Source organism: Nonomuraea gerenzanensis (genome assembly GCF_020215645.1).
GTDB classification, from domain to species: domain Bacteria; phylum Actinomycetota; class Actinomycetes; order Streptosporangiales; family Streptosporangiaceae; genus Nonomuraea; species Nonomuraea gerenzanensis.
In genome coordinates, this window is sequence record NZ_CP084058.1 from 10,408,091 (window position 1) to 10,422,032 (window position 13,942).

15 protein-coding genes are annotated in these 13,942 nt (G+C 72.7%); 2 read left to right on the forward strand and 13 right to left on the reverse strand.

From position 1 onward, the window contains the following. Nucleotides 1-35 precede the first annotated feature (35 nt). Genes LCN96_RS48405 through LCN96_RS48415 form a run of 3 tightly spaced genes read right to left on the reverse strand, consistent with a single transcriptional unit; the run spans nucleotide 36 to nucleotide 2,456 of the window. Nucleotides 36-728 (reverse strand): ABC transporter permease, encoded by a 693-nt coding sequence (locus tag LCN96_RS48405; RefSeq protein WP_225269144.1) that lies wholly within the window; start codon nucleotides 726-728, stop codon nucleotides 36-38. After that, nucleotides 725-1,405 carry an ABC transporter permease gene (locus LCN96_RS48410; RefSeq protein ID WP_225269145.1) on the reverse strand — a complete coding sequence of 227 codons (681 nt, stop codon included), beginning with the start codon at nucleotides 1,403-1,405 and terminating at the stop codon, nucleotides 725-727. Before LCN96_RS48410 ends, LCN96_RS48405 begins: the two co-directional genes overlap by 4 nt. Then, nucleotides 1,398-2,456, reverse strand: coding sequence for an ABC transporter ATP-binding protein (locus tag LCN96_RS48415; protein ID WP_225269146.1), 1,059 nt, complete (start codon nucleotides 2,454-2,456; stop codon nucleotides 1,398-1,400). The genes LCN96_RS48410 and LCN96_RS48415 overlap by 8 nt, the downstream gene beginning before the upstream one ends. Nucleotides 2,457-2,748: 292 nt before the next feature. Between LCN96_RS48415 and LCN96_RS48420 the strand changes: the two genes are divergently transcribed. Then, complete coding sequence (locus LCN96_RS48420; RefSeq protein ID WP_225269147.1) at nucleotides 2,749-4,344, forward strand: RNA polymerase sigma factor; 1,596 nt, start codon at nucleotides 2,749-2,751, stop codon at nucleotides 4,342-4,344. 51 nt (nucleotides 4,345-4,395) lie between these two features. Here the strand turns inward: LCN96_RS48420 and sigJ are convergent, their stop codons facing one another. The 7 genes from sigJ to LCN96_RS48455 all read right to left on the reverse strand — a co-directional run bounded on the left by sigJ (nucleotide 4,396) and on the right by LCN96_RS48455 (nucleotide 11,613). Continuing rightward, a complete protein-coding gene (gene sigJ / locus LCN96_RS48425) occupies nucleotides 4,396-5,286 on the reverse strand; it encodes an RNA polymerase sigma factor SigJ (RefSeq protein ID WP_225269148.1) in 891 nt (296 codons plus the stop codon). A 110-nt stretch (nucleotides 5,287-5,396) separates the two neighbouring features. Continuing rightward, nucleotides 5,397-6,554 (reverse strand): lipid-transfer protein, encoded by a 1,158-nt coding sequence (locus tag LCN96_RS48430; RefSeq protein ID WP_225269149.1) that lies wholly within the window; start codon nucleotides 6,552-6,554, stop codon nucleotides 5,397-5,399. Beyond that, nucleotides 6,551-6,928 (reverse strand): MaoC/PaaZ C-terminal domain-containing protein, encoded by a 378-nt coding sequence (locus tag LCN96_RS48435; protein WP_225269150.1) that lies wholly within the window; start codon nucleotides 6,926-6,928, stop codon nucleotides 6,551-6,553. Before LCN96_RS48435 ends, LCN96_RS48430 begins: the two co-directional genes overlap by 4 nt. Continuing rightward, nucleotides 6,925-7,830, reverse strand: coding sequence for a bifunctional MaoC family dehydratase N-terminal/OB-fold nucleic acid binding domain-containing protein (locus tag LCN96_RS48440; RefSeq protein WP_225269151.1), 906 nt, complete (start codon nucleotides 7,828-7,830; stop codon nucleotides 6,925-6,927). Before LCN96_RS48440 ends, LCN96_RS48435 begins: the two co-directional genes overlap by 4 nt. Then, entirely contained in the window at nucleotides 7,827-8,981 is a 1,155-nt protein-coding gene (locus tag LCN96_RS48445; protein ID WP_225269152.1) for an acyl-CoA dehydrogenase family protein, read from the reverse strand. The genes LCN96_RS48440 and LCN96_RS48445 overlap by 4 nt, the downstream gene beginning before the upstream one ends. After that, nucleotides 8,981-9,994, reverse strand: a complete 1,014-nt coding sequence (locus LCN96_RS48450; protein WP_225269153.1) for an acyl-CoA dehydrogenase family protein — start codon at nucleotides 9,992-9,994, stop codon at nucleotides 8,981-8,983. Before LCN96_RS48450 ends, LCN96_RS48445 begins: the two co-directional genes overlap by 1 nt. Beyond that, nucleotides 9,994-11,613, reverse strand: a complete 1,620-nt coding sequence (locus LCN96_RS48455) for an AMP-binding protein (protein WP_225269154.1) — start codon at nucleotides 11,611-11,613, stop codon at nucleotides 9,994-9,996. The genes LCN96_RS48450 and LCN96_RS48455 overlap by 1 nt, the downstream gene beginning before the upstream one ends. Nucleotides 11,614-11,800: 187 nt before the next feature. On the opposite strand from LCN96_RS48455, the gene LCN96_RS48460 reads away from it, so the two are divergent. After that, nucleotides 11,801-12,451, forward strand: coding sequence for a TetR family transcriptional regulator (locus LCN96_RS48460; protein WP_225269155.1), 651 nt, complete (start codon nucleotides 11,801-11,803; stop codon nucleotides 12,449-12,451). Nucleotides 12,452-12,469: 18 nt separating this feature from the next. On the opposite strand, the gene LCN96_RS48465 is transcribed toward LCN96_RS48460, so the two are convergent. The 3 genes from LCN96_RS48465 to LCN96_RS48475 are packed head-to-tail and all read right to left on the reverse strand — an operon-like array spanning nucleotide 12,470 to nucleotide 13,904. Next, nucleotides 12,470-13,096 carry a dihydrofolate reductase family protein gene (locus LCN96_RS48465; protein WP_225269156.1) on the reverse strand — a complete coding sequence of 209 codons (627 nt, stop codon included), beginning with the start codon at nucleotides 13,094-13,096 and terminating at the stop codon, nucleotides 12,470-12,472. After that, nucleotides 13,093-13,569, reverse strand: a complete 477-nt coding sequence (locus LCN96_RS48470) for an SRPBCC domain-containing protein (protein WP_225269157.1) — start codon at nucleotides 13,567-13,569, stop codon at nucleotides 13,093-13,095. The genes LCN96_RS48465 and LCN96_RS48470 overlap by 4 nt, the downstream gene beginning before the upstream one ends. Then, on the reverse strand, nucleotides 13,566-13,904 hold the full coding sequence (locus tag LCN96_RS48475) for an ArsR/SmtB family transcription factor (protein WP_225269158.1): 339 nt from the start codon (nucleotides 13,902-13,904) through the stop codon (nucleotides 13,566-13,568). Before LCN96_RS48475 ends, LCN96_RS48470 begins: the two co-directional genes overlap by 4 nt. Nucleotides 13,905-13,942 lie beyond the last annotated feature (38 nt).

Below are 13,942 nucleotides of genomic sequence, written 5' to 3' on the forward strand. Positions count from 1 at the left end.
CTTTTCCCTTCTAAAGCGGGAGGTAATACAGGAGACTATCGAACCTTCAGTCGCTGGCTCACACCCGGAGAGACCGTCACTCTCTGGAGGAGCGCGAACAGGACCTGCACCACGAGCGCGAACAGCACAATCAGTACAGAACCGCCGACCACGCTCGCGTAATCCTTGGTCGCGAAACCGTCGATCACGTACCGCCCGAGACCACCGAGCCCGGTGTAGGCGGCGACCGTGGTGGTGGCCACCACCTGGATGGCCGACAACCGGCAGCCGAGCAGGATCAGCGGCAGCGCCACCGGCACGAGCACCCGCCCGAGCACCTGCCCGCCGCGCAGCCCCATCCCGTACGCGGCGTCGCGCAGCTCGGGATCGACCCCCTTGATCCCCTCGAACGTGTTGACCAGGATCGGCGGCACCGACAGCAGCACCAGCGGGATGATCACCGGCCAGATCGACGCGGTGCCCAGCAGCAGCACGAACATCACCAGCAGGCCCAGCGTGGGCAGCGCCCTGGCCAGGTTCGCGGACACGACGACGAGCAGCCCGCCCCGCCCGGTGTGCCCGATCGCCAGGCCCAGCGGCACGGCGATCAGCACGGCCAGCACCAGGGCCAGCGCCGAGAACTCCAGGTGCTCCAGCAGGCGCGCGGGGATGCCGCCTGGCCCCGACCAGTTCGCGGCGGTGCCGAAGAACTCGCCCAGCCAGCCGAAGAACGAGGTCAGCCAGTTCATGACGCCTGCCCCTGCCTCGCGCGCACCCAGGGCGTGAGCAGCCGCTGCGCCAGGACCAGCAGCCCGTCGGCGATCAGCGCCAGCAGCACGATGAGCACGATGCCGACGATCACCGGCGGCATGAACGGGTTCTGGTACGCCCGGGTGAACAGCCCGCCGAGGCCGCCCTGCCCGATCAGCGCCCCGACGCTGACCAGGCTGATGCTGGAGACCGCGACGACCCGCATCCCCGCCAGCACCACCGGCACCGCGATCGGCAACTCGACCTGCAGCAGACGGCGCAGCGGCGTGAAGCCCATCGCCACGGCCGACTGGCGCACGTGGTCGGGCACCGAGTTCAGCCCGTCGACCACGGCCGGGATCAGCACGGCCATGCCGTAGAACGTCAGCGGGATGATCACCGTGGTCTGCGACAGCCCGGTGACCGAGATCAGCAGCATGAAGACCGGCAGCGACGGCAGCGCGTACACGACGTTCATCAGCCCCGCGGTGGGCTGGTAGAGCCAGCGCCAGCGCACGGAGGCCAGGCCGAGCGGGAGCGCCAGGAGCAGCGCGAGCACGATCGGCACCACCGACATGGTGAGGTGGTCGGTCAGCAGGTTCCTGATGCTGTCGGCGCGGCCGGTGTCCCAGTTGCGCGCGGTCCACTCCCAGAGGGAGGGCGGCCCGTCACCCATCCGCGGCCTCCGCGAGCGCCTGGTCCAGCGCCTGCCGGGTGACCACGCCGACGGCCCTGCCCCGCTCGTCCACGGCCACCGCGCAGCCGGACGGCGACAGCAGCGCCGCGTCGAGCGCGGAGCGCATGCTGTCGCGCCCGTGCTCGTAGGTGCCGGCGGGCTCCAGCTCGCCCGGCCGGTCGCTCGACCGCCAGCCCAGCGGCCGGCCGTCGGCGTCCACGACCAGCAGCCACGGCTCGGCCGTGCCGCCCTCGAACCCCTCGGGCACGGTCAGGTCGGTACGCAGCCGCAGCCCGGCCGTGGAGATGAAGCGCAGCCGCCTGATCCCCCTGTCCTGCCCGAGGAACTCGCGCACGAAGTCGTCGGCCGGCTCCGACAGCAGCGTCTTGGGGTCGGCGAGCTGGGCCAGCTTGCCGCCCACGCGCAGCACCGCCACCCGGTCGCCGAGCTTGATGGCCTCGTCGATGTCGTGGGTGACGAACACGATCGTCTTGTTCAGCTCGCTCTGCAGCCGCAGCAGCTCGTCCTGGAGGCTGGTGCGGACGATGGGGTCGACGGCGCTGAACGGCTCGTCCATGAGCAGCACGGGCGGGTCGGCGGCCAGTGCCCTGGCCACGCCGACGCGCTGCTGCTGGCCGCCGGAGAGCTGGAACGGGTAGCGGCCGGCCAGCGCGGGGTCGAGGCCGACGCGCTCCAGCAGCTCCATGGCCGTGGCGCGGGCCTTCTTCCTGTCCCAGCCCAGCAGGTAGGGGACGGTGGCGACGTTGTCGACGATCTTGCGGTGCGGGAAGAGGCCGGCCTGCTGGATGACGTACCCGATGCCGCGCCGCAGGGCCGGCGGGTCGATGCCCTGCACCGGCTGCCCGTCGAGGAGGATGCGGCCCTCCGTGGCGTCGATCATCCGGTTGATCATGCGCAGGGAGGTCGTCTTCCCGCATCCCGACGGGCCGACGAACACGGTGATCTCACCCGTGGGCGCCTCAAGGCTGAGGTCGTCCACGGCGACCGTTCCGTCCGGATAACGTTTGGTGACAGACTCGAATGTGATCACGCGCGAACTCTCGCTTCGGGGCCTCCGGCGGCAGCGCCGCAGCCCCCGTGCCACGACCGCCGCATGATCTGCTGAACCCACAGACTACGGCGGCTCGTACCGGCCTGTCCCCTCGGGTTTTCCTTAAGCGTTTCACTTGAGCTGGGAGATTCGTAGGAAATCTCGCATCTGGTAGTGCGCCGGACCACGGTGTGTTGGCATGATTACCCTCACCATTCCTGACGCATCAGCTCACAACTCCTGACGCGCCCCTCACCCCAAGCGTCCGCATCCAGCAAGAGGAACCGGCCCCGTGTCTCAGTCGCTCACCGATCAGCGCCAGCGCGCAGAACTGATCGCAGAGCTCTACGACCTCCATGCCGCCGGGCTGTTCGCGTACTGCGCCGACCAGCTCGGTGACCTCGGCTCGGCCTCCGACGTCCTGGTGGCCGTGCTCAGCGGCGTCCCCGCCACCACGCCGCCCCGCGCCGCGCTCTACGCGTTCGCCCGCCGCGAGATCCACCGGCGCGACGTCGTCTACGCCCCGCCCGCCGTGGACCCGCTCATCGACCCGGCCACCGCGCTCGTCGAGCGCTCCCTGCGCGAGCTGCGCCCGCACCAGCGCGAGGTGCTCGTGCTGTGCGCGGTGTGCGGGCTGAGCAAGCAGGAGCTCGCCTGGGTGCTCGACGTCGCGCCCGACACCGCCGAGGAGCTGGCGGTGGGGGCGGGACACCGCTTCAGGCAGGCGCTGGGCACGGCGCTGGCCTCCACCGGCGTCCGCGTGCCCAAGCCGGTGGCCGACATCTACGGCGCGCTCGGGGTCGCGCCGCTGCGTGACGTGCTCGGCCGCCTGCCGTGGCCGCTGCCGCCGGGAGCGCTGCGGATCCACTTCGCCGGCTCCCGTACGGCGACGCCCGCGCCGCTGTTCGTCAAGCCCCGCTGGCCGAGCCCGCCCGTCTGGCCGCAGCCTCTGGCCGAGGCCGATCCGGCCACCAGCACAGTGATCTTCCCGGCGGAGCTGCTCTCGCCGCCGTCGCCGTCGCACACGCCCGTGCACGAGGCGACCACGGCGCCGATGCCCAAGCTGCGCGACCCGATGACGCCGCCGAGGGACGTCCTGGACCCGGGGCCGCCGTTGCGGGATCCGCTGGGGTCGGCGCGGCCCCTGCGGGAGGCCCCGCCGTACGCCGGGGACCGGTGGGTCGCCGGGCCGGCGTCCGGGCTGCCCCGGGAGCGCCCGTTCTTCATGGCCGCCCCCGACCCCATGGCCGCCGAGCCGTTCGCGACGGGTGACGTGATCCTGCCCAAGGACGCGCCGGACCCGTACATGACCGGCGACGTGCTCCTGCACGACGGCCCCGCCCAGCCGCTCCCGCCGCCCCGCGACCCCGCCGCCGAGCGCCGGCGGGCGCCGCTGCTGGAGCCGCGACCGGCGCCGCAGGAGTTCCGCCGGCCGCCGGCCGCGCCCGCGCGCCTGCCGTCCCGCGCGGAGGAGCCGGTACGCGGCCCGGCGGCCCCGCTGTTCAAGCCGCGTACCAAGCCCGCCAAGCCGTCCAAGGCGGCCGAGCCGGTGTACCGGCTGCCGCAACCGCGCGAGGACGGCGCGGAGCAGGCGGGCTCGCTCGGCCGGCCGCTGGCGAGGCCGCTGACGAAGCCTCTTGAGAAACCGCTGGACAGGCCCCGGCAGGACGACCCCGCACCGCGCAAGGAGAGCTCCTCCGTCCTGGCGCCCCGGCCCGTGCGGGCCAGGCCCGCCCCCAAGCGGCGCCCGGAGACCGGACGCCCCCAGAAGGTGCGCCGCCGCAAGGACCGGCACTACGACTGGGTGTGGGAGGTCGTCGGGTTCCTGCTCTGCGTGGCGATCGCGATGATCGTGTTCTTCTCCATGCCGGTCTTCGTCGACCCGTGACGACCGCCGGGGTGGCGGGCGGGGCACTTCCGCCCGCCACCCGGGGCGCGTTCAGGCCCGGCCGGTGAGGGCGGCCACGTCGAGGCCGGTCAGGCGGGCGGGGTCGCCGAGGATGTCCAGCGTCAGGATCTTGCCGTCGGCGATGGTGAAGGCGCCGACCGCGCTCGTCTTCCCGTCCAGCACCACGAGCGACCCGGCCACGCCGTTGACCAGCACCGGGCGGGCGAACGGCGCCATCCGGCGGAACATGAGCGCCTGCTGCCCGACGGTGAGCGCGCCGCGCAGCTCGTTCCAGCCCCGGGCCGCCGCGGGCCCCACGTCGGTGCGCAGCACGACGTCGGGGTGCAGGAGCGAGACGAGCGTGTCGAAGTCGCCGTCGCGGGCCGCCGCCATGAAGGCGTCCACCACCTCCCGCTGCCGCGCCAGGTCCTGGTCGGGCGACGGCGCGGCGCCGCGCACCCGGCGGCGGGCCCGGCTGGCGAGCTGCCTGGTGGCGGCGGGCGAGCGATCGATGATCGTGGAGATCTCGTCGAACGGCACGGCGAACAGGTCGTGCAGCACGAACGCCAGCCGCTCCGTCGGCTCCAGCTGCTGCAGCACCACCAGCAGCGCCAGCCCCACCGAGTCGGCCAGGAGCGCCTCCTGCTCGGGATCGACGCCGTCCGCCGGGCTCACGATCGGCTCGGGCATGCGCTCCTCCAGCGGGTCCTCGCGGCGGTGCTCGCGGGAGCGCAACATGTTCAGGCAGACGCGCGACACCACCGTGGTGAGCCAGGCGCCCAGGTTCTGCACGTCGCTGGTGTCGGTGCGGTCGAGCCGCAGCCACGCCTCCTGCACCGCGTCGTCGGCCTCGCTCACCGACCCGAGCATTCGGTACGCCACCGCCCTGAGCCGGCCGCGCTGCTCCTCGAAGAGGCCGCTCAGCACCTCGTTGTCGCTCATCCGTCACATTCCTTCTTCGACCCGCGTCATTGCTGTGACCCATGAAAGCGGGTGGATGTGACGTGACCTGCTCCGGCCCCCCTCGCCAGGCGCCGAGGGGGGCCGGTGCGCTAGTCGGCCGACAGGATGAGACCGCTGGTCGGCACGCCGGTGCCGGCGGTCACGAGGACGTTGCCGACGTTCGGGAGCTGGTTGACGGCGGTGCCCCTGATCTGGCGGACGGCCTCGGCGATGCCGTTCATGCCGTGGATGTAGGCCTCTCCGAGCTGTCCTCCGTGCGGGTTGACCGGGAGGCGCCCGTCCAGCTCGATGCCGCCGTCGGCGAGGAACCCGGGCGCCTCGCCGCGCCCGCAGAAGCCCAGCTCCTCCAGTTGCGTCAGGACGAACGGGGTGAAGTGGTCGTACAGGATGGCCGTCTGGATGTCGGCCGGTGACAGGCCGGAGAGCTCCCAGAGGCGGCGGCCGACGACGGACATCTCCGGCAGCCCGGTCAGGTCGTCGCGGTAGTAACTGGTCATCATCAGCTGCCCGGCACCCGCGCCCTGAGCCGCTGCGGCGATGACGGCCGGGGAGCGCCGCAGGTCGCGGGCGCGTTCGGTGGAGGTCACGACGAGCGCGACCGCCCCGTCGCTCTCCTGGCAGCAGTCGAGCAGGTGCAGCGGCTCCACGATCCACCGGGACGCCTGGTGCTCCTCCAGCGTGATCGGCCGCCCGTGGAACCACGCGGCCGGATTGGTGGCGGCGTGCCTGCGCATGGCCACCGCCACGCGGCCGAAGTCCTCCGAGGTGGCGTCGTAGACGTGCATGTAGCGGCGCGCGAACATGGCCACCCACGCCGCCGGCGTCATCAGCCCGTACGGCACGTGCCAGCTCATCTCCAGCCCCTGGGAGCTGGGCTGCCCGGTGAGCCCCGCGTTCGGCCGGCCGAAGCGGCGGCCCGAGCGCTCGTTGAACGCCCGGTAGCAGACGACCGTGCGGGCCGCGCCGGTGGCCACCGCCATGGCGGCGTGCGCGACGGTGCCGCAGGCCGCGCCGCCGCCGTACTCGACGCGGGAGAAGAAGGTCAGCTCGCCGATGCCCGTCTCCCTGGCGACGGCGATCTCCTGGTTGGCGTCCTGGCTGTAGGTGACCAGGCCGTCCACGTCGGCGGGCGACAGGCCGGCGTCGTCCAGCGCCGCCAGCACGGCCTCGGCGGCGAGCCGCAGCTCCGAGCGCCCCGACTCCTTGCTGAACTCGGTGGCGCCGATGCCGGCGATGGCCGTGCTCACGGCCCCTCCAGCGTGACGGTGCCGGTCGCGTGCTCGCCCAGGCTGACCCGGCCGCGCACCTCGACGGTGAGCCGGTCGCCCTCGCCCGCCACGACCGTGCCGCTGAAGGTCAGACGGTCACCCGCGTACGCCGGGACGCCGAGCTTGACGTCGATGCTCCTGATCACCGCGGCGGGGCCCGCCCAGTCGGTGACGTAGCGCTCGACCAGGCCCATGGTGGTCAGGATGTTCAGGAAGATGTCCGTCGAGCCCTGGGCACGGGCCAGCGCCGTGTCGTGGTGCACCGGGGTGTAGTCCATGGTGGCCAGGGCCGTGGCGACCACCACGGTGGGCGTGAGGTCGATCGACAGCTCCGGCAGCGCGGTCCCGATCATGCCGGGGCCCACATGGGCAGCACCAGCCGGTCGTCCATCCGCCGGTACGTCACGCGCAGCGGCATGCCTATCCTCACTTCCTCGACGGGGCAGTCCACGACGTTGCCCACGATCCGTACGCCTTCCGGCAGCTCCACCACCCCCACCACGAACGGGGCCTGCCTGCCCGGCACGGGCGGGTAGTGGTGCACGACGTAGCTGAACAGGGTGCCCGTGCCGGCGGCGAGCCGGTACGCGCGCTCGGTGGAGCGGCAGCGCGGGCACAGCGGGCCCGGCGGGTGACGCAGCTCGCCGCAGTCGGCGCACGACTGGACGCGCAGCTCGCCCTTGGTCACGCCCTCCCAGAAGAACGCGGTGTCCTGGTTGACGGCGGGCTGGAGGGGATACGGCTCGGTGGCCTTCCTCTCCGGTGGGCGGAACTTCAGCACCCGGAACATCATGTCGGCGACCGGCTCGTCGTCCTCGGTGTACCAGGTGATGTTCCACGTGGCGAAGTACCCGACGCCCAGCGCCGTCCGCTTCGGGCCCGCCAGGCCGGAGAACCGCGTGGCGGGCGTGAGCCGCTCGCCGACGCGCACGTAACGGTGGTAGGTCTGCTCGCAGTTGGTCGCCACCACGCCCGTGTAGCCGCTGCCGTCGAGCGCGGCCATCATGTCGTCCACCGGCGAGCGCTCCCTGGGGCCCCTGCGCAGGCCGGGCATGGTCCACACCTGGGCCATCGCGGGCGGGGCCAGGCCCTGCTCCAGGTAGCGCGGGTTCTCGTCGCCCATGGCGGTCAGCCAGTGCCTGATCATGGGGACGTTCACGGGGTCGGCGGCCGGGGCGCCGCGCACCTCGCCCAGCGCCACCTGCTTGCCCGCCAGCTCGTGCAGCTCCTCCTCCGTCATGGCGCGCCCGCTCATCGCGGCGGCCTCGGCAGGCTCAGGCCGAGCATGGCGATCAGCTCGCGCTGCACCTCGTTCACCCCGCCGCCGAACGTCAGCACCACCGCCCCCTTGACCCCGTGATCCAGGCGTTCGAGCAGCTCGGCCGTCTCCGGGTCCGACGGGTCGCCGTACCTGGCCAGGATGTCCCCGACGATCCTGCCGATCTCCTGCATGCGCTCCGAGCCGTAGATCTTGGTGGCCGAGGCGTCGGGAGCGCCCAGCCAGCCGAGGTCCATGTTCGCCGCGACCTGCCAGTTGAGCAGCTCGTTCGTCCGGAAGGCCGCCCACACCCGCGCCAGCGCGCGCCGCACGTCGGGCTCGGCGTCCAGGCCGGTGCGGCGGGCCCAGGCGCGGAAGCGGTCGTAGGTCTGGCCGAGGTTCCCGGCGGGGCCGAGCGTGACGCGCTCGTGGTTGAGCTGGTTCACGATCAGGTCCCAGCCCCTGTCCACCTCGCCGACCACCATGTCCGCCGGCACGCGCACGTCGGAGTAGTACGTGGCGTTGGTGTGGTGGCGGCCGTCCATGGTCACGATCGGGGTCCACGAGAAGCCGGGGTCGTCCGTGGCGGCGATCATCATGGTGATGCCCTTGTGCTTCTTGGCCGCGGGGTTCGTGCGGGCGGCGAGCCAGATGTACTGGGCGTAGTGCGCGCCGCTGGTGAAGATCTTCTGGCCGTTGACGACGTAGTGGTCGCCGTCGAGCACCGCCGTCGTGCGCAGCGAGGCCAGGTCGGTGCCCGCCTCCGGCTCGCTGTAGCCGATCGCGAAGTGGCACTCGCCCGCGAGGATGCGCGGCAGGAAGTGCTCCTTCTGCTTCTCCGTCCCGTACTGCATGATCGTCGGCCCCACGGTCTGCACCGTGATGATCGGGTACGGCACCCCGGCGCGGGCGATCTCGTTGGCGAAGATCTGCTGCTCCAGGGGGCCGTAGCCGCTGCCGCCGTACTCCTTGGGCCAGCCGAGGCCGAGCTTGCCGTCGCGGCCGAGGCGGCGGCAGTGCTCCATGTACGCCCCGCCGAACGGGTCCGCGGCGATCTTGGCGCGGTCCTCGGCGGTCAGGCAGCCGTGGAAGTACTCGCGCAGCTCGTCGCGGAGCCTGCGCTGCTCGGGGGTGAGGTCGATGAGCATCAGACGAGCGCTCCGATCAGGTCGAGCTGGGCGTCGGCGCCGCCGAGCAGCTGGGACAGGTGCCTGGCCTGGGCGAAGTAGCGGTGCAGCGGGTAGGTGACGTCGAGGCCGAGGCCGCCGTGCAGGTGCTGGCAGGTGTAGAGGGCCTGGTAGGCCCCGCTGACGTGGTAGGCGGCCAGCGCCAGGTCCTCCTCGGCCGGCAGCCCCTCGCCCAGCCGCCACAGCGCCGACCACATCGCCACGTCCAGCGCCCTGGCGGCGATGTAGACGTCGGCGATCTGCATCGTCACGGCCTGGAACTCGGCCAGCGCCCGGCCGAACTGCCTGCGCTGCTTGATGTAGGCGGTCGTCAGCTCCAGCGCGCCGGCCAGGACGCCGCTCGCCTGCGCCGCCACGGCCGCCGTGAAGATCCGCCGCGCGTCCGCGACCGCCTCCGGGCCCGCCACCCGCTCCGCCGGGGTGCCGTCGAGCACGATCGTGGCGGCGGGCTCGCCGGTGGAGGTGAACTCGGCCGCCGTCACCGGGTCCGCCACCAGGAACAGGCCCGTGTCGGCGGTGACCAGCGCGGCGCCTCCCGGGTACGGCACCGAGACCTTCCTCCCGGTCAGGCTCCACCCCGGGTCTCCCGCGTGCCGGGCGTCCGGCGTGGCGGTGGTGGCGGGCGGGCCGGTGAGGGCGCGGCCGGGCTCGCGCAGGGCGAGCGTGAGGCGGCCCGTGTCCTTGTCCGCGTGGCGGCGCTGCTGGTCGGGGGTGCCGTGGCGGGCCAGGAGCAACGTGGCGGCCAGGGTCGGCAACGCGGGCACCGTGGCCGCCCGCGCACCCACCTCACGCAGCACCACGGCCAGCTCGACCGGCCCGAGCCCGGCGCCGCCCGCCTCCTCCGGCACGCACACGCCCATCAGCCCGGCCTGCCACAGCCGCTCCTCGGCCGCGTCCTTGTCGCCTTCCTTGGCGAGGACCTCGGCGGCCAGCTTCTTCAGATCCTGCTGGGTCTCGTCCAGGTTGAAATCCACTACGTCTCCAAAAGGTGTTGCCTGCCGTGCCGTACGAACTCCTCCTCGATCCCCTTCGCATCCGCCTCCGTCAGCAGCCGCAGCCCATCGGGGCCGCGCACCCACACCGGGTCGGCGGTGCGCCAGCCGTCCCTGGCGAGGTGCCGCTTGATGACCTTGTGCGAGGCCGTCTGGGGCAACTCCCGGCAGACGCGGACGAAGCGCGGCACGGCCTTGACGCCGAGGTCGCGGCGCGCGGCCAGGAACGCGGTGAACGCGCCCGGGTCGAAGGCGCCCTCCAGCACGAGCGCCGCCATGACCTGGTCGCCGGCCGCCGGATCGGGCACCGGGTACACCGCCGCCTCCACCACCCCGCCGAACTCGCGCAGCGCCGCCTCGATGGGCGCGACCGCGAGGTTCTCACCGTCCACGCGCAGCCGCTCGGTGCCCCGCCCGGCGAAGAAGACGTAGCCGCCGGCGTCGGCGTAGGCCAGGTCGCCGGACCAGAACGCGCCGTCCCTGATCCGCTCGGCGTCCGCGTCCGGGTCGTTGTAGTAGCCCTCGAACAGCCCGAGCCCGGCCGTGTTGACCAGCTCGCCGATGGCCTCGTCCGGGTTGAGCAGGCGGCCGTCCTCGATCCGGGCGGTCGGGCAGGGCCGGCCGGTGAACGGGTCGAGTATCCGCACGCCCTCGGGCAGGCGGCCGAGGCAACCGGGCGGCCCGGCGGGGTCGGGGGTGAGCGAGATGGCGGTCTCCGTGGAGCCGAAGGCGTCGATGACCACGCAGCCGAACCGCTCCCCGAACCTCCTGACGGCCACCGCGCTGCCCTCGTTCCCGAACGCGATCCTCAGAGGGTTGTCGGCGTCGTCCGGCTGTTCGGGGGTGGCCAGGGCGTAGGAGAGCGCCTTGCCGACGTAGTGCAGGTACGTACAGCCGTATCGCCTGATGTCGGGCAGCAGGCCCGAGGCGGAGAAGCGCCGCCGCAGCACCAGCGCCGCCCCGGAGGCGACGGCCGGGGCGTAGGAGGCCATCAGCGCGCCGGAGTGGAACAGGGGCATCGAGCAGTAGACGGCGTCCTCGGGGGTGAGCAGGGCCGCCAGGCTCACCCCTGGCACGGCCAGCTTGCGCTGCGTGATCCGTACGGCGCGGGGGCGGCCTGACGTGCCGGAGGTGAAGATCAGCATCACCAGGTCACCCGGAGCCGGCTCCACCTGCCGCACGGTGGCCACGGACGCGGCAGCCGCGGGTGCGTGCTCTTCAGGGGCGAGCGGCAGCGCCGGGACGCCCAGCGCCTCCGACAGGGCCTGCGCGATCCCGCCGTAGGGCGCGTCGGCCAGGACCACGTCCACGTCGGTGGCGCGGGCGTCGCGGATCAGCTCGTCCACCGACCTGGTGGGGTTCAGCGCCACGACCACATGCCCGGCCAGCGCCGCACCGCCGATCAGGGAGACCAGCTCGGGCACGTTCTCGCTGAGCACCCCGGCATGCGTCCCCGCTCCCAGCGCCGACAGCCGGGCCCCGGCGGCGAGGCACGCGGCGACGTGCTCGCGCCACGAGCACACCCCGCCCTCGAACACGACCCCGGGCCGGTCGTCCTCGGCCCGGGCGAGCAGCAGGGAGGCGAGCGTGTCCGCGGTCATCGCTCCTCCAGCAAGCGCTAGGTAAGCCAAATCGCAAACTAGAACAGATTCTAATAGCTGTCCAGCAGCAATCTTTGGCGATAAACCGCGATATATCCGTGTAACGCCGGAGACATGGGCCTATACGGCTAGTTTGTGACCCGCTAGTAACAAGCCGCGTCCCCAAGAAATCAGATAACGTGTTCTTATGCGGACGACGCAGCCCCCCACCACCGCGCCCCCGAGCGAGACCGAGGGACCTTTGGACAGCCACCCCGCGCCGGGCGGGCACAGTGTCCGCACCCGCAGCCAGCACCAACGCCGCAAGCGCATCGTCCAGGCCGCCGCCGCGCTGGCCTCGCGCGGCGGGGTCGAGGCCATGCAGATGCGCACGGTGGCCGAGCGCGCGGGCGTGGCGCTCGGCACGCTGTATCGGTACTTCCCCTCCAAGATGGACCTCGTCGTGGCCGTCGTCGGCGAGGAGATCGACCTGCTGGAGAGCAGCATCGAGCGCCGCCCGCCGGGGGCCGCCACCCCGTCCAGCCGGGCGGTCGACGTGCTGATGCGGGCCACCCGGGGGCTCATGCGCGAGCCGGAGCTGGCCGACGCGCTGATCAGGTCGCTGATCCTGGCGGAGGTGCAGACCCCGTTCGGCGACCGCATGACCGGCCTGCTGCTGCGCGTCTCGGCCGACGGGCTGACGCTTGAGGAGGCCAGCGAGGAGCAACTCGACCTGGCGGGGTCGCTGTCCAGCGTGTGGGTGCAGGAGCTGCTGGAGATGCTGCGCGGCCGCCGCACCTACGACCAGATCCAGCGCCGGATCGAGACCGCCGCCGCCCGGCTGCTCTCCGGCATGTGAGCGGCGCCCGCCCCGCCGTCAGACGAAGGCGCCGACGCCCTCGTACGTGCCCATCGACGCCCGGCCCACCGGCTCGTACTCCAGGAGCAGCAGCCCGTTCGGCGTCGCCTCGTGGTGCATCAGGCGCAGGCCCGACGCCGGGCCCTGGCCGGCGAGCAGGCGGCGGCCGGCGCGCAGCACCGTGGGGGCGACCACCAGGCGGAGGGCGTCGATCAGGCCCGCCGCCAGCAGCGTGTCGCCCAGGCGGGCGCTGCCGTGGATCTGCAGCTCGCGTCCAGGGCGCGACCGCAGCTCGGCGACCGTTTCCACCGGGTCGCCCTTGAGCACGGTCGTGGGGTGCCAGGCCCCCTCGGTGAGGGTGTCCGACACGACGTACTTGGGCAGCGTGTTCATCCGCCGGGCGTACGGGTCGGCCGGGTCGGTGATCCTCGGCCAGTCGCGCGCGAACGCCTCGTAGGTGCGCCGCCCGAACAGCAGGCCGTCGGCCAGGTCGAGCCAGCCGGAGGTGCGCCGGACGAACGTCTCGTCGAGGTGCGGCACGAGCCAGCCGCCCCGGGTGAAGCCCTCGCCGGGGTCCTCGTCCGGTGAGCCGGGGCCCTGGCTGACCCCGTCGAGCGTGACGAACTCGGTGAGCGTGATCCTCATCGGGCGGCCAGGCCCTCCGCGACGGCGGCGAGCTGGCCGGTGACCATGCCCCAGCCCTCGGCGAAGCCCAGCTTCTCGTGCCGGGCGCGGGACTCGGGGTCGCCGTGCTTGACGAGGACCCGGTAGCCGGTGCCGTCGGGGTGGTCGGTCAGGGTGACGGTGGCGGTCATGGCGACCGGCTCCGGGATGGCCGGCCGCCAGTCACTGGTCACCGCGTTGGTGAACACGAGGCGTTCGAGCTCCTCCACGAGGAGGAAGCAGGCGTCCAGGTTCGGGGCGTAGACGGCCCCGTCGTCGCTGAGCCGCGTCACGAACGCGCCGCCGGGCCGCACCTCCAGCCGGTCCACCCGGCAGCGGGACGGGGCGGGGACCCACCACTGCGCCAGCTTGGCCGGGTCGGTCCAGGCCGACCAGACGGTGGCGCGGGGGGCGCGGATGATCCGCTCCAGGACGAGGTCGAGATCGGGGTTCATGGGCTGCTCTCCTCCGGGCCGGTGACGAACTGTTCGAGGCGGTCGGTGCGCTCCTCCCAGATCCGGCGCTGTTCCGCGAGCCAGTCGTCGACGAGGGCGAGGCGCTCGCGGTTGAGCACGCACGTGCGTACCCGGCCGGACTTCACCGTGCGGATGAGCCCGTTCGACTCCAGTGTCCGCACGTGCTTCATGAACGAGGGGAGCGTCATCGGGAACTCGCGAGCGAGCTCGCCGACGCTGGTGGGCCCGAGGCCGAGGCGGCGGACCACGGCGCGCCTGGTCGGGTCGGCGAGGGCGACGAAGACGCCGTCCAGCTCCGCCGAATACTGTGCCATGCGGCTAAGTATTTCCGGCAGCCATGGTTAGCGCAAGG